The organism is Betaproteobacteria bacterium, assembly GCA_016720065.1.
Taxonomy (GTDB): Bacteria; Pseudomonadota; Gammaproteobacteria; order Burkholderiales; family Rhodocyclaceae; genus SSSZ01.
Genome location: JADJXY010000002.1, coordinates 1,778,447 through 1,800,885, shown reverse-complemented (window position 1 = coordinate 1,800,885; position 22,439 = coordinate 1,778,447). Strand labels below are relative to the sequence as shown.

At 67.2% G+C, this 22,439-nt stretch carries 19 protein-coding genes and 1 pseudogene; 7 read left to right on the top strand and 13 right to left on the bottom strand.

Annotation, left to right across the window (positions count from 1 at the left end):
- Positions 1-141: 141 nt before the first annotated feature.
- The 8 genes and pseudogenes from IPM73_11570 to IPM73_11535 all read right to left on the bottom strand — a co-directional run bounded on the left by IPM73_11570 (position 142) and on the right by IPM73_11535 (position 9,069).
- A pseudogene (locus tag IPM73_11570) lies at positions 142-435 on the bottom strand (tyrosine-type recombinase/integrase).
- 55 nt (positions 436-490) lie between these two features.
- Positions 491-1,129 carry a response regulator transcription factor gene (locus IPM73_11565; GenBank protein ID MBK8918650.1) on the bottom strand — a complete coding sequence of 213 codons (639 nt, stop codon included), beginning with the start codon at positions 1,127-1,129 and terminating at the stop codon, positions 491-493.
- On the bottom strand, positions 1,126-2,301 hold the full coding sequence (locus IPM73_11560; GenBank protein MBK8918649.1) for a PAS domain S-box protein: 1,176 nt from the start codon (positions 2,299-2,301) through the stop codon (positions 1,126-1,128). Before IPM73_11560 ends, IPM73_11565 begins: the two co-directional genes overlap by 4 nt.
- 53 nt (positions 2,302-2,354) lie before the next feature.
- The gene (gene urtA, locus IPM73_11555; GenBank protein MBK8918648.1) at positions 2,355-3,617 is read right to left on the bottom strand and encodes an urea ABC transporter substrate-binding protein; all 1,263 of its coding nucleotides are present in this window, start codon (positions 3,615-3,617) and stop codon (positions 2,355-2,357) included.
- Between the two features lie 169 nt (positions 3,618-3,786).
- Entirely contained in the window at positions 3,787-4,014 is a 228-nt protein-coding gene (locus IPM73_11550; protein ID MBK8918647.1) for a hypothetical protein, read from the bottom strand.
- Between the two features lie 76 nt (positions 4,015-4,090).
- A complete protein-coding gene (locus IPM73_11545) occupies positions 4,091-4,606 on the bottom strand; it encodes a phasin family protein (protein ID MBK8918646.1) in 516 nt (171 codons plus the stop codon).
- A gap of 159 nt (positions 4,607-4,765) precedes the next feature.
- Entirely contained in the window at positions 4,766-5,692 is a 927-nt protein-coding gene (locus tag IPM73_11540) for a response regulator transcription factor (protein ID MBK8918645.1), read from the bottom strand.
- On the bottom strand, positions 5,689-9,069 hold the full coding sequence (locus IPM73_11535; GenBank protein ID MBK8918644.1) for a response regulator: 3,381 nt from the start codon (positions 9,067-9,069) through the stop codon (positions 5,689-5,691). The genes IPM73_11540 and IPM73_11535 overlap by 4 nt, the downstream gene beginning before the upstream one ends.
- A 204-nt stretch (positions 9,070-9,273) precedes the next feature.
- On the opposite strand from IPM73_11535, the gene IPM73_11530 reads away from it, so the two are divergent.
- The 4 genes from IPM73_11530 to IPM73_11515 are packed head-to-tail and all read left to right on the top strand — an operon-like array spanning position 9,274 to position 10,857.
- Positions 9,274-9,579: a helix-turn-helix transcriptional regulator gene (locus tag IPM73_11530; GenBank protein MBK8918643.1), complete on the top strand. Its 306-nt coding sequence runs from the start codon at positions 9,274-9,276 to the stop codon at positions 9,577-9,579.
- Positions 9,569-10,012, top strand: coding sequence for a YeeE/YedE family protein (locus IPM73_11525; protein ID MBK8918642.1), 444 nt, complete (start codon positions 9,569-9,571; stop codon positions 10,010-10,012). The genes IPM73_11530 and IPM73_11525 overlap by 11 nt, the downstream gene beginning before the upstream one ends.
- The gene (locus tag IPM73_11520; protein MBK8918641.1) at positions 10,009-10,422 is read left to right on the top strand and encodes a hypothetical protein; all 414 of its coding nucleotides are present in this window, start codon (positions 10,009-10,011) and stop codon (positions 10,420-10,422) included. The genes IPM73_11525 and IPM73_11520 overlap by 4 nt, the downstream gene beginning before the upstream one ends.
- Positions 10,423-10,476: 54 nt before the next feature.
- Positions 10,477-10,857: an OsmC family protein gene (locus IPM73_11515; protein MBK8918640.1), complete on the top strand. Its 381-nt coding sequence runs from the start codon at positions 10,477-10,479 to the stop codon at positions 10,855-10,857.
- 65 nt (positions 10,858-10,922) lie between these two features.
- Here IPM73_11515 and IPM73_11510 read toward each other — a convergent pair whose 3' ends face one another.
- Positions 10,923-11,060, bottom strand: coding sequence for an IS3 family transposase (locus IPM73_11510; protein MBK8918639.1), 138 nt, complete (start codon positions 11,058-11,060; stop codon positions 10,923-10,925).
- On the opposite strand from IPM73_11510, the gene IPM73_11505 reads away from it, so the two are divergent.
- Entirely contained in the window at positions 11,004-11,444 is a 441-nt protein-coding gene (locus IPM73_11505) for a DUF2325 domain-containing protein (GenBank protein MBK8918638.1), read from the top strand. The genes IPM73_11510 and IPM73_11505 overlap by 57 nt on opposite strands.
- Positions 11,445-11,460: 16 nt before the next feature.
- Here IPM73_11505 and IPM73_11500 read toward each other — a convergent pair whose 3' ends face one another.
- Together IPM73_11500 and IPM73_11495 are read right to left on the bottom strand one after the other, a co-directional pair.
- Positions 11,461-12,408 (bottom strand): alpha-E domain-containing protein, encoded by a 948-nt coding sequence (locus IPM73_11500; protein ID MBK8918637.1) that lies wholly within the window; start codon positions 12,406-12,408, stop codon positions 11,461-11,463.
- Positions 12,409-12,422: 14 nt separating this feature from the next.
- Positions 12,423-13,832 (bottom strand): circularly permuted type 2 ATP-grasp protein, encoded by a 1,410-nt coding sequence (locus tag IPM73_11495; GenBank protein MBK8918636.1) that lies wholly within the window; start codon positions 13,830-13,832, stop codon positions 12,423-12,425.
- A gap of 406 nt (positions 13,833-14,238) precedes the next feature.
- On the opposite strand from IPM73_11495, the gene IPM73_11490 reads away from it, so the two are divergent.
- Positions 14,239-15,318, top strand: a complete 1,080-nt coding sequence (locus tag IPM73_11490; protein MBK8918635.1) for an FIST C-terminal domain-containing protein — start codon at positions 14,239-14,241, stop codon at positions 15,316-15,318.
- Positions 15,315-18,362, top strand: a complete 3,048-nt coding sequence (locus tag IPM73_11485) for an EAL domain-containing protein (GenBank protein MBK8918634.1) — start codon at positions 15,315-15,317, stop codon at positions 18,360-18,362. The genes IPM73_11490 and IPM73_11485 overlap by 4 nt, the downstream gene beginning before the upstream one ends.
- 200 nt (positions 18,363-18,562) lie before the next feature.
- Here IPM73_11485 and IPM73_11480 read toward each other — a convergent pair whose 3' ends face one another.
- Positions 18,563-21,406 carry a PAS domain S-box protein gene (locus IPM73_11480; protein ID MBK8918633.1) on the bottom strand — a complete coding sequence of 948 codons (2,844 nt, stop codon included), beginning with the start codon at positions 21,404-21,406 and terminating at the stop codon, positions 18,563-18,565.
- Positions 21,407-21,535: 129 nt separating this feature from the next.
- Positions 21,536-22,402 carry a ribosome small subunit-dependent GTPase A gene (rsgA, locus tag IPM73_11475; GenBank protein MBK8918632.1) on the bottom strand — a complete coding sequence of 289 codons (867 nt, stop codon included), beginning with the start codon at positions 22,400-22,402 and terminating at the stop codon, positions 21,536-21,538.
- Positions 22,403-22,439 lie beyond the last annotated feature (37 nt).

The following is a 22,439-nucleotide window of genomic DNA, read 5'->3' as shown; positions in this document are numbered from 1 at the left end:
CAGGAAATGCAAGTGCGCGGATGCGGGCCTCGCGACGATCGACCGCAGGAGCCGCCGCACTGGCGGTTGAACGGCCCGTCTCGCCTGCAGCAGCGTGAAATCCCCCCGCTGGGTCAGCCCCGGGGGTGATGCACCACATGCAACGCTTTTCAGCCTTTGCCGCGCCACGTGGGTGTAGATCCGGGTGGTGGAGAGGTCGGCGTGGCCGAGAAGCAACCGGACTACCCGCAGATCGGCGCCGTGGTTGAGCAGGTGGGTGGCGAAGGTGTGGCGCAGCACGTGGGGCGAGAGCCAGTCCTCAGTCAGATAGGTTTGCGTCGATGCCGAGGCGCGCCTCCGCGCCCCGATCGCACGAAGCGAACCGCAGCCATAAGCGGAGATGCAACACGCCTCTGATGTCAGGCTGCGCTTGATCGAGCTTGGCCAACGTCGGATTGGCCAAGCGGCGGAATCCCCGCACGCTCTTCGTGATTGATCGCCGCTGCTCGCGTCAGCCCGTCAGCCCGTGCCGCGCCGCGTAGGCGAAGAGGTCGGCCGGGTTGTGCAGGTCGAGTTTGTCGAAGATGCGGGCGCGGTAGGTGGAGATGGTGTTGGCCGAGAGGGCGAGCTGCTGGGCGATCTGGGTGACGCCGCGGCCCTGGGCGAGGAGTTGCAGCACCTGGAATTCGCGGTTGGAGAGGGTTTCGTGGGGGGGCTTTGCGGCGGCGGGGTCGCCGCGCACGTCGTGGGCGAGGAGTTCGGCCACCGCGGGGGTGATGTAGAGGCCGCCGCTGGCGACCTTGGCGATGGCGGCGTAGAGGATGTCCGGGCTGCAGCCCTTGTTGAGGTAGGCGTGGGCGCCGCTGCGGATCGCCCGCAGGGCGAACTGGTTCTCCGGGTATACGGATAGCATGATGACCGCTACGCGGGGGAATTCGGCGTGCAGGGTCTTGAGGAGGTCGAGGCCGTCGCGTTCGCCCAGGGCGATGTCGAGGAGCACCACGTCCACCGGCGCGGTGCGCAGGTGGCGCAGGGTGGTGGGGCCGTCTTCCGCTTCTGCGATGGCGCCGATGCCAGGGTTTTCGGAGAGGATCTGCCGCAGGCCGCGGCGGATGATCATGTGGTCGTCGACGATGAGGATGCGGATCATCCCACCTCCCCCTCCAGGACTCCGGGCAGGCGCAGGACGACGGTGGTGCCTTCGCCGGGGTTGCTGACGATGTCGAGTTTGCCGCCCAGGGCCAGGGTGCGTTCGCGCATGCCGAGTAGGCCGAAGGAGCTGGGCTGGGGCGGGACGCGCATGCCCTGGCCGTTGTCGGCGATGGTGAGGACCAGGTCGCGGTCCTCGGCCGTGGCCTCAAGGCGCACCCGGGTTGCCCGGGCATGGCGCGAGACGTTGGTGAGCACCTCCTGGACGATGCGGTAGAGGGCGATTTCGGCGTCGCGGCCGAGACGGCAGCGCTCGACCAGGGGCGGGCAGCGAAAGAGGCATTGCAGGCGGTTGCGGCGCTGGAAGTCCTGCAGCAGGCTTTCCAGGGCCGGCCAGAGGCCCAGGTGGTCGAGGACGCCGGGGCGCAGGTCGTTCAGGATGCGGCGCATCGATTCCATGGCCTGGCTGCCGATGTCGAGCATGCCCTCCAGCTTGGCGACCAGGGGGTCTTCGGCGGCCAGGCGCTGGCGCATCCAGCTCATGTCGAGTTGCAGGGCGGTGAGGGCGGCGCCCAGGTCGTCGTGGATGTCGCGGGCGACGTGGCGGCGCTCTTCCTCGCGCAGGGTGTTCATGTGGGCCGAGAGCCGGCGCAGGGATTCGTGGGACTGGCGCAGGCGGTCGTGGGCGGCGGTGAGTTCGGCGGTGCGCTCGCGCACGCGGCATTCCAGGGTGTCGTGGGCTTCCCGCAGGAGCGATTCGGTGCGTTTGCGCTCGGTGATGTCGTTGAAGGTGACCACGGCGCCGACTACCGCCGTGCCGTCCCGGATGGGGTAGGAGGCGTATTCGGCCGGGAAGCTGGAGCCGTCGCGGCGCCACAGCACTTCGTCATCCACCCGCACCCCCCGGCCCAGGTGGAAGGCCTTGTAAATGCGGCATTCGTGCACCGGCATGAGCGTCGCGTCGGCGTGGGAGTGGTGGATGAGGTAGTGCATGGAGCGGCCGAGCACTTCGTCCGGCGTATAGCCCAGCAGCCGGGCGCCGGCTTCGTTGATGAAGATGCAGCGGCCCTTGAGGTCGATCCCGTAGATGCCTTCGCCGGTGGATTCGAGGATCATCTCCAGCTGCCGGCGCCAGGCAGCGTGGTGGGAGAGGTTGTGGAGGTTGGCGAACATGGCGGGTCAGGATGAAAAACGGGGGCCGAGGCCCCCGTTGCGTTGCTTGTGGATCACTTGCCTTCCGGCTCGTCCTTCTTCTTGTCGTTGCCCTGGATGTAGGGGCTCCAGGGGGCGGCCTTGACCGGGCCGGGGGTCTTCCACACGACATTGAACTGACCGTCGGCCTTCACTTCGCCGATGAACACGGGCTTGTGCAGGTGGTGGTTCTTTTCGTCCATCTTCACTTCGAAGCCGGAGGGGGCCTTGAAGGTCTGGCCGGCCATGGCGGCGATGACCTTGTCGGTGTCGGTGCTCTTGGCCTTTTCCACCGCCTGCTTCCACATGTGGATGCCGATGTAGGTGGCTTCCATGGGGTCGTTGGTCACCACGGTCTTGGCATTGGGCAGCTTCTTGCTGATGGCCCAGTCCTTGTACATCTTGATGAACTTGGTGTTTTCGGCGTTCTTCAGGGACTGGAAGTAGTTCCACGCGGCCAGGTGGCCCACCAGGGGCTTGGTATCGACGCCGCGCAGTTCCTCCTCACCCACCGAGAAGGCGACCACCGGCACGTCGGTGGCCTTCAGGCCGGCGTTGCCCAGTTCCTTGTAGAAGGGCACGTTGGAGTCACCGTTGATGGTGGAGACGACGGCGGTCTTCTTGCCTTCGGCGGCGAACTTCTTGATCTTGGCGATGATGGTCTGGTAGTCGCTGTGGCCGAAGGGGGTGTACTCCTCCATGATGTCGGCCTCGGCGACGCCCTTGGACTTCAGGAAGGCACGCAGGATCTTGTTGGTGGTGCGGGGATAGACGTAGTCGGTGCCCAGCAGCACCCAGCGCTTGGCTTCGCCGCCGTCCTTGGACATCAGGTATTCGACGGCAGGGATGGCTTGCTGGTTGGGGGCGGCGCCGGTGTAGAAAACGTTCTTTTCCAGCTCTTCGCCTTCGTACTGCACGGGGTAGAAGAGCAGGCCGTTCAATTCCTTATAGACCGGCAGGACGGACTTGCGGGAGACGGAAGTCCAGCAGCCGAAGGTGACGGCAACCTTGTCCTTGGTCAGCAACTGGCGGGCCTTTTCGGCGAAGAGCGGCCAGTTGGAGGCGGGGTCCACCACCACGGGTTCGAGCTTCTTGCCCATGACGCCGCCGGCCTTGTTGATTTCCTCGATGGTCATCAGGGCGGTTTCCTTGAGGGCGGTTTCGGAAATGGCCATGGTGCCGGAGAGGGAATGCAGGATGCCGACCTTGATGGTGTCGGCGGCGCGGGCGGCCATGCCGATGGAAGACAGGGCGGCGGCCAGGACGGTGGCCTGGATGAAGCTGCGGCGAGTGCTCATGAAAGCTCCTTGGACATTGGGTAAGCGGTTGAACTGCGCTGTTGCAGTGCAACGCCAATGTAAGGAGCCGGGTGGGGGCGGAGGAATACGTTAGATTGCGTAGCTCCGGGCCGGTGCGCGCGAGCCCCGATTTGGTGCGGGGGGGATGCTCCCCCGCCGCATGAACGGATCAGTCCGGTGTTCCGCCGCCGGATTTTTCCAGGATTTCCAGCAGGCGCAGGGCGTTGGCCCGATTGCGTTCCCGGGCCGCGGCGCGGGCTTCCGCGTCGGCGTCCTGGGCGCGGGAGGCTTCGAGCAGGGCTTCGCGCGGGGAAAGCCCGCCAAGAGCGGCGATCAGGGCTTGTTCGGTGGCGAGGTCGAGTTCTTCGGGCGAGGGGGCGTCTTTGGAATCAGCCATGGCTTGAAGTGTAGGGGCCGAAAAAAGGCCCCACGAAATTCCGTGGGGCCCCGGGTTGCCTGAGAGGCCGAAGGGATTAGCGGCCCTTCTTGGTCGCGGCGGTCACGTTGGCCTGGGCGGCGTCGGAGAATTGCTTGGCCAGGGCGTTCATGTTGCCGAACGCGGAGTTGGCGGCAGCGATGGCGCTCTGGATCGCGGCGACGGCACCTTCGGAACCGGCGGGAGCGGACTTGGCGGCGAGGTCCACCAGGCCGGCCACGGACTTCTGGAAGTCACCGAACTGGGCTTCGACCAGCTTGGCCAGTTCCTGTTGGGTCTGGCTGGTGATTTCGTAGACCGAACGGGAGTAGGCGACGGCCTTATCCACGGCGGGCTGGGCCAGGGCAGCCTGGGCAGCCAGAGCGGCCTGGGGATCCTTGGCGGTCAGGACGGAACGGGCACCGGCGGCGGCGTCGTCGAGGGCGGCGCGGGAGGTGCTCAGGTTGAGGGCGGCAACGCGCTCGGCGGAAGCGAGGGCGGTGTTGGCAACGGCCAGGAGGGAATCAACGGTGGCCTTGTTGGCGGCGACGAGCTGCTCGGGGGTAACGGTCATGATGGGTTCCAGTGCGAGAGAGATGAGGAGGGGTTGGAGTACGTAAATTGCTCAGTGCGGAACGGAGTATAGACGACTTCCGAAGAAATTGGTGCACTGCAACAAAAATATTTTTTGCGGGCTTGTTTGGGCGCCACCACGAATCCGCGAAGACCGCTCCTATGCGCCCCGCAGCTTGCCCAGGGCGAGATTGGCGGCCGCCGTGCGGGTTTCCACCCCCAGCTTCTCGAAGACGTGCTCCAGGTGCTTGTTCACGGTGCGGGGGCTGCTGCCGAGGATGTCGCCGATGTCCTTGCTGGTCTTGCCCTGCACGACCCAGTAGAGCACTTCGGCCTCCCGCTGGGTGAGGCGGAAGGCGGCGATGAGGGTCTCCACGGCGGCGCCGTCGTTTTCTTCCCGCAGCACCACCAGCCATTCCTCCTCGCCGCTCTGGTCGTGGAAGCTGGCCAGCAGGCGGCGGCTGTCCTGGGCCAGGAGGAGCTGGGCCGGTTCGCGGCCTTCGCCGCGGGCCTTGAGCGCGGCGGCGATCCAGGCCAGCAGTTCGTCGGGGGCGACGGTTTCCGGGTTGCCGAAGTAGGCGGTGAGCAGGCGTCGGGCCAGCGGCGTCTGCCAGACGATGCGGCGGTCGCCGGCGCGCACGGCGACGGTGGCCTGGCCGAAGGCGTCCAGGGCGCTGCGGGCCTGGCGCATCTGGCGGGCGCTGGCCATGTGGGCGGCGATGCGGGCCAGCACCTCGGCCGGGCGGATGGGCTTGGTGACGTAGTCGGAGCCGCCGGCGGCGAAGGCGGCGATGACGTGCTCAGTTTCGGAGAGCCCGGTCATGAAGACGATGGGGATGTGTTGCGTCGCGAAGTCGGCCTTGAGGCGCCGGGCCACTTCGAAGCCGTCCAGGCCGGGCATGACGGCATCGAGCAGGATGACGTCGGGCAGGCTCTGGCGCGCCCGTTGCAGGGCGGCCTCGCCGTGGGTGGCGACGAGCACGGTGTAGCCGGCGTCGTCCAGGGCGTCGTGGAGCAGGGAGAGGTTCTCGGGCACGTCGTCCACGATGAGGACGATGTCGGAAAGGGGCCGATCGGTCGGGGTCATGGCGTGGGGGCGGCGCGGGTCTGGCGCAGGAGTTCCTTCATGGCGTCGAAGTCGAATTGTCGCGCAAGTTCGGCCAGCACCCGGGCGAACTCGGCGTGGCGGGCGTCGGCGGCGGCGATGGCGGTCAGCTTGTCGAGAATGCCGCGCAGGTAGCCCAGGTCGATCAGTTCATCCAGGGCGGCGAGTTCCGCTTCCCCCGGCGGCACCAGGGGCGGCGCTTCGGCGGCCGGGGCCGGGGCGACGGGGGCGTCGGCGGTGAGCCACGCCAGTTCGAGGCGCCGCCCCAGGCAATCGAGCAGTTCGGCGAGTTTGAAGGGTTTGACGATGAAATCCTCCGGCCGCACGCCCACATCGTTGTCCAGGTGCTTGTCGAAGGCGTTGGCCGAAAGGACGATCACGGCGGCGTCGGAGAGGCGCTGCTGGCGCAGGCGGCGGATGGTCTCCCAGCCGTCGATGCCGGGCATGCCGAGGTCCATGAAGATGAGGTGGGGGTCGCAGCGGGGGGCGACGGCCAGGCATTCGTATCCGCTGGCCGCCTCCTCGACCAGGAAGCCGAGCGGCTCCAGGACGTGGCGCAGCAACTGGCGGTCGTCGCTTTCGTTATCCACCACCAGGATGCGGCGGCGGGGGCCGCCGTAACCGACCCGGTCCAGGCGGGGCAGTTCCTTGGCCGCCTGGGCGGAATGGACCCGGGGCAGAAAGAGGCGGATGCGGAATTCCGTGCCTTCGCCGGGGGTGCTGGCGACCTGCATCTCGCCCCCCATGAGGGAAACCAGCATGCGGGCGATGGTCAGCCCGACGCCGCTGCCCCCGGCCTGGGCCGTGCTGCCGCGGGTGAAGGGCTCGAAGATGCGCTCCAGGTCCTGGGCCGGGATGCCGGGGCCGCTGTCGCGGATGGTGAAGGTGGCCATCTCCCGCCCCGTCTCGACGGCGAAGCGGATGCCGCCCCGCTGGGTGAATTTCACCGCATTGCCCAGGACGTTGATGAGAATCTGGCGCAGGCGTCGCTCGTCGGCGCGCAGCACCGCCGGCAGTTCGCCGGCCGGCTCGTAGGCGAAGGAAAGCCCCTTGTTGCGGGCCTGCAGCTCGAACATGGCGACGATCTGGTGCAGGAATTCGGGGAAATCCATGGCCTTCACGTCCAGGGCCAGCTTGCCCCCCTCGATGCGGGCGATGTCCAGGGTGCCTTCGATGACCGACAGCAGGTGGTCGCCGGATTTGCGGATGACATTGACCGCCTGGCGCCGCTTGGGCGGGACGTCGACGTCCGCCGCCAGGATTTGCGCGTAGCCCAGGATGCTGTTCAAGGGCGTGCGTAGTTCGTGGCTGATGGCGGTGATGTAGCGGCTCTTGGCCTGGTTGGCCTGGTCGGCCAGGCGCTTGGCTTCCTGCAGGGCGGCGTCGGTGCGCTGGTGGGATTCGATTTCCTGCATCAGCAACTGGGTCTGGCGGTTCGATTCCTCCTGGGCGACGCGGCGGCTTTCCTGGGTCAGCACCATCCACCAGGCGATGATGCCGGTGAGCAGCAGGAGGGCGGCGAAGACCTTGACGAAGCCGTCCCGCAGCCGTTCCGCCACGGCGGCGTCCCCCGCCGGCAGGGCGAGGAGTTCGTGGGTGTAGAGCACCCCCAGGACCAGGGCGAGGACCGGCACGATGCCGGCCATGAGCAACAGGTAGTGGCCCAGGCCGCGCTCCAGGGAGGGCCGGGCGGCGGGGGGCAGCAGGCGACGCAGCAGGGCGTTCCACTGGGCGCCCAGGTGGGCTTCGGGCTTGCACAGGTCGTGGCAGCGGGCGTCCAGGGAGCAGCACAGGGAACAGATGGGACCCGCGTAGGCGGGGCAGTGGGCCATGTCCTCGGCTTCGTATTCCCGCTCGCAGATGACGCAGCGCCGGCCGCTGGCGGCGGCGGGGGCGGGCGCCACCCGGTAGTAGCGGCCGCCGGTGGCCCAGGCGATGAGGGGCGAGAGGACGAAGGCGGCCACCAGGGCGACGAAGGGGGCGTAGGGCTGGAGCCGCGGCCCCAGAACCCCGACGAAGGCGGCGATGGCGAGCAGCGACGCCACCCCCATGGCGCCGACCCCCACCGGGTTGATGTCGTAAAGCCGGCTGCGCTTGAATTCCAGGCCGGGGGGCGCCAGACCCAGGGGCTTGTTGATGACCAGGTCGGCCACCACCGCCGCCATCCAGGAAATGGCGATATTGGAATAGAGCCCCAGCACCTGGCCGAGGGCCTGGAACACCCCCAACTCCATCAGAAGCAGGGCGATGAGGGTGTTGAACACCACCCACACCACGCGCCCCGGGTGGCTGTGGGTGAGGCGGGAGAAGAAGTTGGACCAGGCCAGCGAGCCGGCGTAGGCGTTGGTGACGTTGATCTTCAATTGCGACACGACGACGAACAGCGCGGTGGCGGCGATGGCCAGGGTGGTGTTGGCGAAGACGTGGGAGAAGCCGATCAGGTACATCTGGTTGGGGTCCACCGCCTTGTCCGCCGGGCCGCCGTTGCGCAGCACCAGCCAGGCCAGCAGCGCCCCGCCCAGCATCTTGAGGATGCCCGGCACCACCCAGCCGGGGCCGCCCACCACTACGCCGAACCACCAGCGGCGGGCGGAAGCCGGCGTCTTCTCGGGCATGAAGCGCAGGTAATCCACCTGCTCGCCCATCTGGGTGACGAGGGCGATGCCCACCGTCAGCGCCGCGCCGAACAGTCCCGGGTCGAAGACGGCGCCTCGGCCGTGCTCGCCGCCGTAGTGCCAGAGCCCGGCCAGGGCCGTCGGCTCTTCCAGAAAGACGAAGACGTAGGGCAGCACCAGCAGGAAGAGCCACAGGGGCTGGGTCCAGGCCTGCAGGCGGCTGATGGCCGTGACCCCGTGGGTGACCAGGGGAATCACCACCAGGGCGCACAGTAGGTAGCCCCAGGCCGGCGGAATGCCGAAGGCCAGCTCCAGGGCGTAGGCCATGATGGCCGCTTCCAGGGCGAAGAAGATGAAGGTGAAGCTGGCGTAGATGAGGGAGGTGACGGTGGAGCCGATGTAGCCGAAGCCGGCGCCGCGGGTGAGCAGGTCCATGTCCAGCCCGTGGCGCGCGGCGGCGATGCTGACCGGCAGGCCGAGCAGGAAGATGATCAGCCCGGTGGCCAGGATGGCCCAGAAGGCGTTGATGAAGCCCGCCTGGACCAGCAGGGTCGCCCCCACCGCCTCCAGCACCAGGAAAGACGCCGCCCCGAAGGCCGTGTTGGCCACCCGCATTTCCGACCACTTGCGGAAGCTCCGCGGGGTGAAGCGCAGGGCGTAGTCTTCCAGGGTCTCGTCGGCGACCCAGGTATTGTAGTCGCGGCGGATTTTGACCACGCGCTGGGCGGGGGGCGGGCTGGGCACGGGGGTGAAAGGTGAAAGTTGAAAGTTGAGCGTGCCATTTTAGCTGGCGGGCGGAGGAAGCCTGGGCGTGGCGTGACGCCCCGGGTCAGCGAGCGGCCTGATAACAATTTATTGACAAACATAATATCGATTCGTAGAATGTTGTACATCAGCAATCGATAATATACAGACATGCCCGAAACCACTGCCTTCGCCGTAGATGCCATGCGCCGTGCCGCCGGGGAGGCCACTGCCCTCCTGGGGGTGCTGGCCAACGAGAACCGGCTGCTCCTCCTGTGCCAGCTCACCCAGGGCGAGCGCTCGGTGAGCGAACTGGAAAACCTCCTGGACCTGCACCAGCCCAGCCTCTCGCAGCAGCTTTCTGTCCTGCGCGCCCAGGGTCTGGTCAGCACCCGCCGGGAGGGGAAGCGCATGTTCTACGCCATCGCCGACCCCCGGGTGCAGGCGCTCCTCGATACCCTTTACAGTCTCTTCTGCCCCCAGACGGGCTGCGCCGACCATGCGTCTTGATCTCCTTGCATCCCTCGGCGGCCAGGCCTTTGCCGGCGGCCTGCTCATCGGCCTGGCGGTCGCGCTCCTGCTGCTGCTCTCGGGCCGCATCGCCGGCGTCAGTGGCATCCTGGGCGGCGTCTTGCTGCCGGCCGGAAGACGGGACTGGTTGTGGCGGGCGGCCTTCGTCGCCGGCCTGCTCCTCTCTCCCGTCCTGGTCGGGGCTCTGGCGACTCCCTCCGCTGCCGTGGTCGAGACGCCCCTGGCCCTCCTGGCGGTGGCCGGCGTCCTGGTGGGCTTCGGTGCCCGCCTGGGGTCCGGGTGCACCAGCGGTCACGGCATCTGCGGCGTGGCGCGCCTGTCGCCGCGCTCCCTGGCGGCGACGGCGACCTTCATGGGGACCGGATTCCTCACCGTCCTGGTCCTGCGCCATGCCCTGGGGGGGCAGGCATGAACGCCCTCGGCGCCTTTGCGGTGGGACTCCTCTTCGGGATCGGTCTCATCGTCTCCGGCATGAGCGACCCCGCTCGGGTGCTCGGTTTCCTCGACCTGGCCGGCGCCTGGGATCCTTCCCTGGCCCTGGTCATGGCCGGCGCCCTGCTGCCGGCGTCCCTTGCCTACCGCTTCGCCCGGCAGCGCAAGGTGGCGCTCCTGGGCGAGTCCATGTGCCTCCCGGCCGTGGGCGGGATAGATCAGCGGCTGCTGGCGGGGAGCGCCCTGTTCGGCATCGGCTGGGGTCTGGCCGGTATCTGCCCGGGACCGGCCCTGGTGCTGGCCGGTACGGGCTCGGTCCAGGGAATGGTTTTTCTGGGCGCCCTGGTGGCCGGGATCCTGCTTTTCGAGGCTCCCGCCCGAAAAGACTGATTTTTTTTCACCGGCATATCAGTAATTCACCAAATATCAATACGAAAGGACACCATGTACTCCGTCGATGTTTCCGAATCCCCCGTCATCACCGTCTCCGGCCAGAGGCATCAGGTCCGCTACGCCGTCGATGGCTCTCTCATGAACCCCCTGGAGGCTTTCTACGCCACCCTGGCGGGCTGCGCCGCGGTCTATGCCAAGAAGGCCTGCAAGGAAATCGGCCAGTCGCCGGAGGGCATCCACATCGAATGCCGCCCCGTCGCCGGACAAGGCGGCGCCGTGAGCCTGGGCCGCTTCAAGACCGAAGTGCATTTCCCCGAGCATTTCTCCCCGGAGCAGCGCGCCCGGGTGCTGGAATCCATCGCCCACTGCGCGGTGAAGGAAATCGTCACCTCGGGCTGCGGGGTGGGGTTCAGCGTGGCCGAAGCGGCGTGAGGCGAGCGGGGGACCACCCCGCAATGTGAGGTTCCCTCGGTTTTTCGTCTGCCAAAGGGTGGGTTTCATGCTGCCTGTTTTTCTTGATGCTGCTCGCTGATCCAGCGTTCGAGGAACTGAGTCGGCGACTTACAACCGAGTGTCGAATGCTGCCGCTTGCGGTTGTAGAAGACCTCGATGTACTCGAAGCTGGCAGCCTTCATGTCGGCATGAGCGGAAATTATGCGGGCCGAGTGCGGAAGCCCTGGCCACAACCCGAGGCCCTGGCGGGGCGTTGCATCCTCTGCGTGGGCGGCCGCTCCGGCTCGGTGGACGCCTACCGGCAACTGGTGGAATCCCGCGGCGGCCGCTTCCTGCACCACGACGGCGGCCTGGAGGAGAGCGTGCACCGCATCGACGGGGTGCTGGCCGCCGCCGATCTGGTCATCTGCCAGGCCGGCTGCATCAGCCATAACGCCTGCTGGCGGGTGAAGGAACAGTGCAAACGCAGCGGCAAGCGCTGCATCTACGTCAAGACGGCGGGGATCACGTCCTTCGCCCGCTCGGTGGCCGAGGCCACCGCCCCTGTAGCAGCCGACGCGGATTGAGCGGGACCCTCCTGGATCAGACCCCGCCGCTGTCGGCCACCAGAAAGTCGCGGCTGATGCCATTGCCGATTTCGTAGATGCAGTCCATGAAATCGGTCAGCCACTCGTGCAGACCCTGGTCCAGGATGTCCCCCACCCGGGCGTAGTGCAGCCTGGCGTGCAGGATGCCCGCCTGGCGCAGGGTCTCGCCGCAGTGAGTGTTGGCCACCAGTTCCAGGTTCTTGACCACGCCGTTGAGGCAGAAGTGCAGGGAGCGGGGCAGGTCGCTGCGCAGGATGAGCAGTTCCGCCACCCGCTCGGGGGTGATGACGTCGCGGTAGACCTTGCGGTAGTTCTCGAACGCGGAGACCGAGCGCAGCAGGGCGCCCCACTGGTAGAAATCCGTGGCTTCCTCGTGGCCCAGGGGCCGCAGGACGTGGTATTTCACGTCCAGGATGCGGGCAGTGTTGTCGGCCCGCTCCAGCAGGGTGCCCAGGCGGATGAAGTGAAAGGCTTCGTCCTGCAGCAGGGTGCCGATGGTGACGCCGCGGGAGAGGGAAGAGCGCATCTTCACCCATTCGAAGAACTCGCCGATGCCGGCTGCGCTGATTCTTTCGAAACTCTGCTCCCGGGCCTCCAGCCAAGTGGCGTTCATGGTCTCCCACATTTCCGAGGTGATGGTCCCGCGCACCGCGTGGGCGTTTTCCCGGGCCAGGCGCAGGCAACTGTGGATGGAGGCCGAATTGGCGGCATCGCTCACCATGAAGCGCAGGACATTGTCTCCCGTCACCGCCGGGTACTGGGCCGCGAAGGCCTCCTCCAGGCTGTTGAGGGCGATGATGGCGTTCCAGCTCTGGTTGGCGGCCTCGACGGACTGAGGCACCAGGGACATCTGCCAGGTGACGTCGAGGAGGCGGGCGAGATTCTCGGCCCGCTCGATGTAGCGGGCCATCCAGAACAGGTGGTCGGCGGTACGGCTCAGCATGGCGTATTCCTTTCTCAGTCCTCGAGAATCCAGGTGTCCTTGGTGCCCCCGCCCTGGGACGAGTTCACGACCAGGGATCCCGCGGTGAGGGCAACCCGGGTGAGCCCGCCCGGCACCATGTCGACGTCCTGGCCGGAGAGCACGAAGGGCCGCAGATCCAGGTGGCGCGGCGCAATGCCTTCCTCGACGAAGGTGGGGCAGTTGGAGAGCGCCAGGGTCGGCTGGGCGATGTAGCCCTCGGGCCTGGCCAGCAGGCGCTGGCGGAACTTTTCGATCTGCTCCCGAGGGGACGCCGGCCCCACCAGCATGCCGTAGCCGCCGGCACCATGGACCTCCTTGACCACCAGTTCAGGCAGATGGGCCAGGACGTAATCCAGGTCGTCCCGCTTGCGGCACATATAGGTGGGCACGTTGTTGAGCAGGGGCTCCTCACCGAGGTAGAAGCGGATCATGTCCGGCACGTAGGGGTAGATGGACTTGTCGTCGGCGACCCCGGTGCCGATGGCGTTGGCCAGGGTGACATTGCCCGCCTGATAGGCCTTGAGGATGCCCGGCACCCCCAGGGCGGAATCGGGCCGAAAGGCGAGGGGGTCGAGAAAATCGTCGTCGATGCGGCGGTAGATGACGTCGACCTTGTGGGCCCCCTGAGTGGTGCGCATGAAGACCTGGTCCTTGGCCACGAAGAGATCGCGCCCCTCCACCAGTTCCACCCCCATCTGCTGCGCCAGGAAAGTGTGCTCGAAATAGGCGCTGTTGAAGGCTCCCGGCGTCAGGACGACCACGGTGGGATTGCTCACCCCCTTGGGGGCCACGGCCCGAAGTTTCTCCAGCAGCATGTCGGGGTAATGCTGCACCGGCGCCACCTTGTGGCGGGCGAAGAGTTCGGGGAAGAGCCGCATCATCATCTTGCGGTCTTCCAGCATGTAGGAGACGCCGGAGGGCACCCTGAGGTTGTCCTCCAGCACGTAGAACTCGCCCGCTCCGGCGCGCACCACGTCCACCCCGGCGATGTGGGCGTAGATACCGCCGGGTACGTCGACGCCCTGCATCTCGGGGCGGAACTGGGCGTTGTCGAGGACCTGGGCGGCGGGGATCTTGCCGGCCTTGAGGATTTCCCGCTCGTGGTAGATGTCGTGCAGGAAGCTGTTCAAGGCCTTCACCCGCTGGCGCAGGCCGGACTCCAGGGCGCGCCACTCGGCGGCGGGGATGATGCGCGGGATGATGTCGAAGGGGATGAGACGCTCCTTGCCGGCTTCCTCGCCATAGACCGCAAAGGTGATCCCCACCCGGTGAAAGGCCAGATCGGCTTCCGCCCGCTTGCGCGTGATGCGTTCCGCCGGCGTCTCCTCAAGCCAGCGGGCGTAATGGACGTAATGGTCCCTGATGGTGCCGCCGACGTCGGTCATCTCGTTATAGAAATTCATGGTCCACCCGCTCGATCAAAAAAAGAGGTCTGCCAGAGAACTACAGCACCTTCCATGCCACCAGGGGGAAAGCCCCCAAAGCGTGAAATTATGCCGCTTCCCGGTGCTCGGGGGGCGTCGCACGCACCGAGATGATGCATCCCTTTCCTTTCCCGCCCTTGGGGAGGGGTGCTGGCAACAGGAACTCAGCCCGCAGAAATCGGGACGCCCCCTCCCCGATGGATGCACAGACCCATTACTAAAGTAATAGATTTTTCCCGACAGTGAATTAGAATCAGATGAAATACCTGCGGATCGCGTCAGAGCGATCCCGATAAAAGAGAGAGACATCACCATGACTTCGATCCGGGTTGCTTTTTCCCGGGCTTCCAGCGCTGCCTCCGCAGTGGCCGAAATTGCCGGCCAGATGGCGGGTTTCAGACCAGCGCTGGTCCTGTGCTTCGCCGCCGACGCCCAGGATCCGGCGCAACTCGCGGCCGCCCTGCGCCAGGCCTTTCCTCCGCCGGTGGCCTTGGCGGGCTGTACCACGGCGGGCGAGATCGGCCCCGATGGTTACACCAACGACAGTGTCGTCGCCATAGGCTTTGCCGCCGCCGATTTCACCGCCGCCACGGTCCTGATTCCCGGGCTCTCTGCTTTCGATCTGGCCGACTGCCAGCGGCGGGTGGAAGATACCCTGCACCGCAGCACCCTGCAGCGCGAAGCCCTCGGTTTTCCAAATTCCCTGGCCTTCCTGCTGGTGGACGGCCTTTCCCTGCGCGAGGAGCCGGTGGGCCGTGCGGTCCAGCTCGTCCTGGGCGACATTCCGGTCGTCGGCGGCTCAGCCGGGGATTCCCTGCACTTTCGCCAGACCCAGGTCTTTCACGACGGCAGCGCCCAAAGCGACGCGGCGGTACTCGCCCTCATCAGCACCGACCTGCCCTTCCGGGTGGTCAAGACGCAGCACTTCCAGCGTACCGACGAACGCATGGTGGTCACCGGCGCCCGCCCGGCGGAGCGGGTGGTGACGGAGATCAACGGGTTTCCCGCCGCCCTCGAGTACGCCCGCATCGTCGGCGTTCCGGTCGCCAACCTGGACCCCATGGCCTTCGCGGCCTACCCGGTGGTGGTGCGTATCGGCGGCAGCGAGTACGTGCGCTCGATCCAGAAGGTCAATCCCGACCACAGCCTGTCGTTCTACTGCGCCATCGACGAAGGCATCGTCCTTTCCCGCGCCCAGGGGCTCGACGCCCTGGCCAACCTGGAAAGCGCCCTCGCCCGGGTGGAGGAGGAGATCGGCGAGCCCGAGGCCGTCCTGGCCTGCGACTGCATCCTGCGTAATCTCGAATTTCGGCAGAAGGGCCTCACCGAAGTGATCTCGGCCGCCTTGCGTCGGCATCGCGTCGTCGGGTTCTCCACCTTCGGCGAATTGCACAAGGGAATTCACGTGAACCAGACCTTCACCGGGGTCGCCTTCGGGCAGCCCACACAGGAGGCCCGCCCATGATCGGCGACGCTCCCGGTTTCGAACGCGCCGCGCTGCCGGCCGAGGTGGCCGATGAACTGGCGCGGCGGGACAAGATCATCCACGTCCTGATGGACCGGGTCGAACTGGGCATGGACGCCCAGGGCTCCGACTACAGCTTTTTCCAGGCCTCGGTGCTCCTGGGGGAGCAGGTCCGCGAGCGGACCCAGTTGCTCGACCGCGCCATGGCCGCCCTGCAAAAGAGCAACGCGGCCCTGGCCGAGGAAAAGCGGGCGGTGGAAGCGGCCCGGGTAAGGCTCTTCGAAGCCATCGGCGCCAGTGCCGATGGCTTTGTGCTCTTCGACGCCGACGACCGGCTGTTGATGGCCAATCCGGAATTTCTCGCCCTTTGGGAGAAAACCGGCCCGGGCGCGGCCCTCGTCCCCGGCATGAGCTTCGCGCAAGTCCTCGCCGCCCTCGGCCACCCGCAGGGCGAGTGCGCCTGGCTCGCCACTTGGGCGGAGGTTCACGCGCTGGCCAAATCCGGCACCCCGGTGCGGCGGGAAATTCAGGTAAGCGAGGGCTTCTGGCTGCACATTTCCGAGCACCCCACCGCGGAAGGCGGTGTCGTCGGCACCTACGCGGACATCAGCGACATCAAGGAGAGCGAGACCCGCCGCCGCGAAGAGGAATTGGCAGCCCAGGCCCTTTTGCTGCAAACCACCCTGGACAATCTGGCCCAGGGGGTCGTGGTCTTCGACGCCCGGGATTGCCTCGTGGCCTGGAATGACCGCTGCGCCGACATGCTGCGCCTCGACGAGTCGGCCCTGGCCCGGGGGGCTGCCCGGGCAGCCCTGCCCGCCACCCTCGCTGCGCCCCGGGAATCGGACCCCGCCGACGGCCCCCGCGAGATTCGCCTGGACGATGGCCGCATCCTGGCACTGCGGCAGGCCCCCCTCCCCGACGGAGGGACGGTCCTCACTCTGAGCGACGTCACGGAAAGACGTCGCCAGGAAAGTCGTATCCGCGAACTCCTCGACGAACTGCGCCTGACCTTCGAGAACGCCCACGTGGGCATCGTCCATCTGCGCGATCGCGTCATCGTCAGCGCCAACGCCCGCATGGCGGAACTGTTCGGCTGGGAGTCACCGGCCCAGTTGATCGGCAAGACGACCGAATTGCTCTACCCCTCTCGCGAGGAGTGGGAAACCGACGGCGCCCTGGCCTACGGCGAACTGGCGGGGGCGGGGTACAGCGACCACGAGTACTGCTTCGTCCGCCGCGACCGCCAGGCCATCTGGTGCCACCGCACCGGCCGGCCCCTGGACAAGACCTCTCCCCAGGCCGGATCGATCTGGGTCTTCGCCGACATCACCCAACGGCGCGCCCAGGAGGCCCAGTTGCGGCTGGCCCGCACCGTTTTCGAGCACAGTTCAGACGCCCTCATGATCACCGACAGCGACGGCCGCATCATCGACGTGAACCGAGCCTTCACCACCATCACCGGCTACGAAGTGGACGACGTTCTCGGCAAGAATCCCAGCCTGTTCAAGTCCGGCGCCCACCCCCCGGAGTTTTACTCGAACATGTGGAAGATCTTGCTGGAGGCCGGCCGCTGGGATGGCGAAATCATCGACCGCAGAAAGAGCGGCGAGATTTATCCCAAGTGGCTGTCGATCACGGCCGTATACGACGAATCTGGCGCGCCGACCCAGTTCATCGGCTCCTTCCAGGACATTTCCGAACGCAAGGCAGCGGAAGAAAAGATCCAGTTTCTTGCCCACCACGATGTCCTCACTGCCCTGCCCAATCGCCTTCTCCTGCGGGACCGCTTCGGTCAGGCCCTGGAAGCCGCCCGACGCAGCGGCCGCAGTCTCGCCTTCATGTTCCTGGACCTGGACGAATTCAAGCGCATCAACGATTCCCTCGGCCATCGGGTGGGCGATTACCTGCTCATCGCCGTGGTGCGGCGCCTCAAGGCCTGCCTGCGGGAATGCGACACCATCAGCCGCCAGGGAGGCGACGAGTTCATCGTCCTGCTGAACGACATGGACACCCCGGTCGCCGCGGCCGCCACGGCCGGCAAGATCATCGACGCCATGAGCCACCCCTTCCAGATAGGCGGCCAGCTCATCAATACCTCGGTCTCCATCGGCATCGCCATGGCCCCCAGCGACGGCAGCGATTTCGACGCCCTGCTGCAGAAGGCGGACATGGCCATGTACCACTCCAAGGAGCGCGGGCGCGGCAGCTTCAGCTTCTTCCGCCAGGAGATGAACGACGACGCCGTGCGCCGCCACACCCTGGTCAATAGCCTGCACCGGGCGCTGTCCTCCGGTGAATTCCGTCTCCACTATCAGCCCCAGATCGGCATCGCCGACAACGCCATGCTGGGCAGCGAGGCCCTGCTGCGCTGGATCCAGCCCGACGGCGCCACCATCAGCCCGGTCGATTTCATTCCCGTCGCCGAGGAGACCGGGCTCATCCTGCCCATCGGCGAATGGGCGCTCCGGGAGGCCTGTCGCCAGGCCCGCCTGTGGTTCGATTCGGGCTTGCCGGCGCGCATTGCGGTGAATGTCTCCGGCCAGCAGATCTACCGCGCCGACGTTCCTGCACTCCTGGCCGCCGCCACCCGGGAAGCCGGCATATCCCCCTCCCTGATCGAGATCGAACTGACCGAATCGACCCTCATGCAGGACAGCCAGGCCGTGCGCGAGGTCATCCGCGAAATCAAATCCCTGGGCAGCAGCATCGCCATCGACGACTTCGGCACCGGCTATTCCAGCCTGGCTTACCTCAGCCGTTTCAACGTGGACAAGCTCAAGATCGACCGCTCCTTCATCGTCGGCGCCAGCGCCAACGAGGAGGACACCGCCATCGTGCGCATGATCACCCAGATGGCCCACGTGCTCGAACTGAAGGCGGTCGCCGAGGGGGTCGAAACGCCCGCCCAGGTCGCCCTGTTGCGCAGCTGCGGCTGCGACGTGGCCCAGGGCTTCCTCTTCAGCCGGCCAGTGGAACCGCTCCAGTTCGAGCGCTTCGTGCGCACGCCCCATAGCCAGTCGCCCTACGACTGGTACCTGTGAGCCCGGGAGCCCCCGCTGCACCGTGGGGGCGTTGCTCGGCTCCTCTCGAGGGGCCCAGAAGCGGTCGGGCTGAACGGTTCAACCGCCTCTCACCCACGCTCCGAACTAAGTTAGCCAAGGCCGCCGACCCGGATTTTGAGTCCGGAAGCCTGTCCCCCCATGGAAGACGTTGAGCAACGCCCGAGGGGTTCCTCGGTGGTTCAGCCCGGCGTGAGGTTCCCCGGGGGTGCCGTCTCCGCGGGCAAGGCGTCCACGGCGGCGCAGGTGGCGCCCAGCGTGGCCTCCAGGGCGTCGGTCATGGGGGCGATCTCTGCGGTCGGGCGTTCTTCGCGGCAGGCGAGTTCGATGGCCGTGGCGTGGGCCTGCACTTCGACCACACCCAGCATGGCGCTGACGCCCTTCAAGGTGTGCGCCACGCGCCGGGCTTCGCCGCCATCGCCAGCGGCCAGGGCCTGCCGCAGCTTGTGGGGGTCGTCGCGATGGTTGGCGGCGAACTTGACCAGCATGCGCCGGTAGCTGGTAACCCTGCCCCGGACGCTCTTCAGGCCAAGATCGACATCCAGGCCGGGGATGGTTTGGAGAACGGCGGCCTCATCCCCTTCGGCCGGCGGCAAGGCCTCCGGTGGCACGGCCGGGGAACTGGGGGCAGGGCTGGGGGTGGCCGCGTTGCGGCGGGGTAGCCAGCGGGCCAGGGTGGCGAAGAGGAGCGCCGCGTCGACCGGTTTGGCGACGTGATCGTTCATGCCGGCTTGCAGGCAGCGCTCCCGGTCTTCTCCGAAGGCGTTGGCGGTCATGGCGATGATGGGCAGACTTGCTCCACCAGGGGCGGAGCGGATGGTCCGCGTCGCTTCGAGGCCGTCCATGACCGGCATCTGGATATCCATGAGCACCAGGGCGTAGTGGCCGGAGAGGGCCTTGTCGACGGCCTCGGCCCCATTGTCTGCGGTGGTGACGCTAAAGCCCGCCTCGGCGAGGAGGGCGCCGGCGACTTCCTGATTGATGGGATTGTCTTCGACCAGAAGGAGGGCGACGCCGCTGGCCTGGCGGCGAAATTCCGCGTCGGCCGGGGAGGGCAAAGGGACTTGAGGGGGCGCCATGGTGCTGGCGATGGGGAGCGAGAGGGAAAACCAGAAGGTGCTGCCCACGCCGGGCCGGCTGTCCAGGCCGATTCGGCCGCCCATGAGTTCGATGAGCTTGCGGCTGATGGCCAGCCCCAGGCCGGTGCCGCCGAAGCGGCGGGTCGTCGAGGAATCGGCCTGCTCGAAGGCCTGGAAGAGGCGGCCGAAATCCGCCGAGGCGATGCCGATGCCGGTGTCGCTGACCTGGATGCGTACCTGGGCGTGGGTTGGGTCCGCACCCAGCAGGCGGGCACCCAGGCAGACCTCGCCCTGGTCGGTGAACTTGACCGCGTTGCTGGCGAAGTTGATGAGGATCTGCCCCAGGCGGAGGGCATCGCCCAGCAGTACCGGCGGCAGGGCCGGGTCCAGATCGAGGCGCAGCCGCAGTCCCTTGGCCGCCGCCCGGTCGGCCACCAGGACGCGGGCGCGGGCGAAGCAGTCGGCCAGGGAGACGGGGGCCGACTCCAGGGTGAGCTTGCCCGATTCGATCTTGGAAATGTCCAGGATGTCGTTGATGATGGACAGGAGGTGCTGGGCCGCTTCGCCCACCTTGCGCAGACGGTCCTGCTGCTCCGGGTTTTCGGCCTGGCGGGCAGCCAGCCGGGTGAGGCCGATGATGGCGTTCATGGGCGTGCGGATTTCGTGGCTCATGTTGGCCAGGAAGGCGCTCTTGGCCTGGCTGGCCTGTTCCGCGACGGCCTTGGCTTCGGCGAGTTGCTCGGTGCAGGCGGTGACCAGTTCTTCCAGGCGGTGGCGATGGGCCTCGAGTTCGGCCAGCAGGCTTTTCTGCTCGGTGATGTCCTCCTCGATGGCCAGGTAGTGGCTGATGCTGCCGTCCGCCTGCCGCACCGGAGAGATGTGGGCCGCCATGGCGATGTGGCGGCCGTCCCTGGTGCGATTGACGAATTCTCCCTTCCAGTCCTGTCCGGCGTCCAGGGCGGTGCGCAGGTCGGCGTGGGTCTGGGGGGAGGTGAGGCCGGAATGGAGCATGCGGGGCGTGCGTCCCAGCAGTTCTTCGCGGCTGTAGCCGGTGGCCCTGAGGAAGGCGTCGTTCACGTACTCGACGCGGCGTTCCAGGTCGGTGATGAGGACGCCGCTGGGGCTCTGCTCCACGGCCAGGCTGACCTTGCGCAGGGCCTCCTCGGCCCGGGTTTCTTCGGTGACGTCGAGCAGATAGGCAAAGACGCGCAAGCTTCCGTCGAAATCGACGGTTTGGGCGGACAGGCGAATCCAGTGGGGACGGCCCGCCCGGTCGCGCATTTCGGTCAGGTAGTCGCCTACCCGGCCTTCGCGGCGCAAGCGCTCCTTCCACACATCGCGGGCGGTGGAGCCGGCCCAGAGACCGATGTCCAGCGAACTGCGTCCCAGAACCTCTTCGCGGGACCAGCCGAAGGTCCTGGCGTAGGCCTCGTTCACATCGATGTAGCGGCCGGTTTCCAGCTCGGAAATGGAAATCGCCACCGGACTGACGCCGAAGGCGACTTCCATGCGCTGGCGAAAGTCGCGGATGAGGGTCTCCTTGCGGCGCTCTTCGGTGCAATCGACGATATTGCTGAGAATCACCCGTTGTTCGCCGGCCTCGATGAGGGTTGCTGCCAGACGGCAGATGCGCAGTTCGCCCCCGCGGGTGCGGCCGACGAGTTCGACGTCACGCACCCGGCCGTGGCGGGTCACCGCGTCCTGCATGGCGCGGCGGGCCAGGGGGTCGACCCACAGCCCCTGCTCCAGGGACGAGCGGCCGATGGCTTCATCCCGGGGCCAGCCGAAGGTGCGGGTGAAGCTCTCGTTGACGTCCAGCAGCACGCCGTCGTCGAGCCGGGACAGGGTCATGATGACCGGGCTTTCGTAGAACGAAGCCGCGAAGAGCCCCAGGGCGGCGGGCGCCTCCGGGTGCGAAGGGGGGGTGGAAGAGGAATCGGATGCCATCGGGAGACTACGGTGGAAGCGGTATGGATGTGACATCTTGATCCCTCCCGCCTATCGCGGGGGCGCCGCCGGGGAAAGGGGAATCGACCCCGAAAGCTCCCCTCACGTGCAAGCGCTGGACCACGCCCATCACCGCCTGTGCAGGGCGATGCGATGATAGGCCGCGAAGCGGCCTGCGTCCACGGCGCCTGCCGCAACGGCGGCGCGCAGGGCGCAGTCCGGTTCCTGGTCGTGGCGGCAATTGCGGAAGCGGCACTGGCCCAGCCAGGGCGCGAATTCGGGGAAGGCGGCCTCGATGGCAGGGATATCCAGGTGGGCGAGGCCGAATTCCTGCAGGCCGGGGGAGTCGATGATCTGGCTCTCGCCATCCAGGCGATAGAGGCAGGCGTGGGTGGTGGTGTGCTTGCCCGAATCCAGGGCGGCGGAGATTTCCCGGGTAGCGGCCGCGGCGCCGGGCACGAGGGCATTGACCAGGGTGGATTTGCCCATGCCCGACTGGCCCACCAGAACCGCCGTGCGTCCGGTCAGGTGGGGGCGCAGGGCTTCGGCGTGGGCCCGGGCGCAGAGTTCGACGATGGGGTATCCCAGGCCGGCCAGGACGGCGAGGCGCTGCCGGGCAGCGGGCAGACGGTCGGCGAGATCGGCCTTGTTGAGGACGATGAGCGGGGCGATATCCTCGCAGGCCGCGGCGACCAGGGCGCGGGTGAGCAATTCGTCGGAAAAGGCGGGTTCGGTGGCGACGACCAGGACCAGCAGGTCCACATTGGCGGCGATGAGCTTCTGGCGCAGGTCGTTGGAGCGGTAGAGGAGGCTGCGGCGGGGCTGGATGGCCTCGATGACCCCCTGGTCGGGGGAGGTGAGCGCGACCTCGACCCGGTCACCGCAGGCGACTTCGCTCTTCTTGCCGCGGGGGACACAGACCAGGCGCCGGCCGTCCGGAAATTCGACCACGTACTGGCGGCCGTGGGCGGCGACGACGCGGCCGATGTCGCTCATTGACCCTCGCTGCCGTGGAGCAACGGGCGACCGCTTC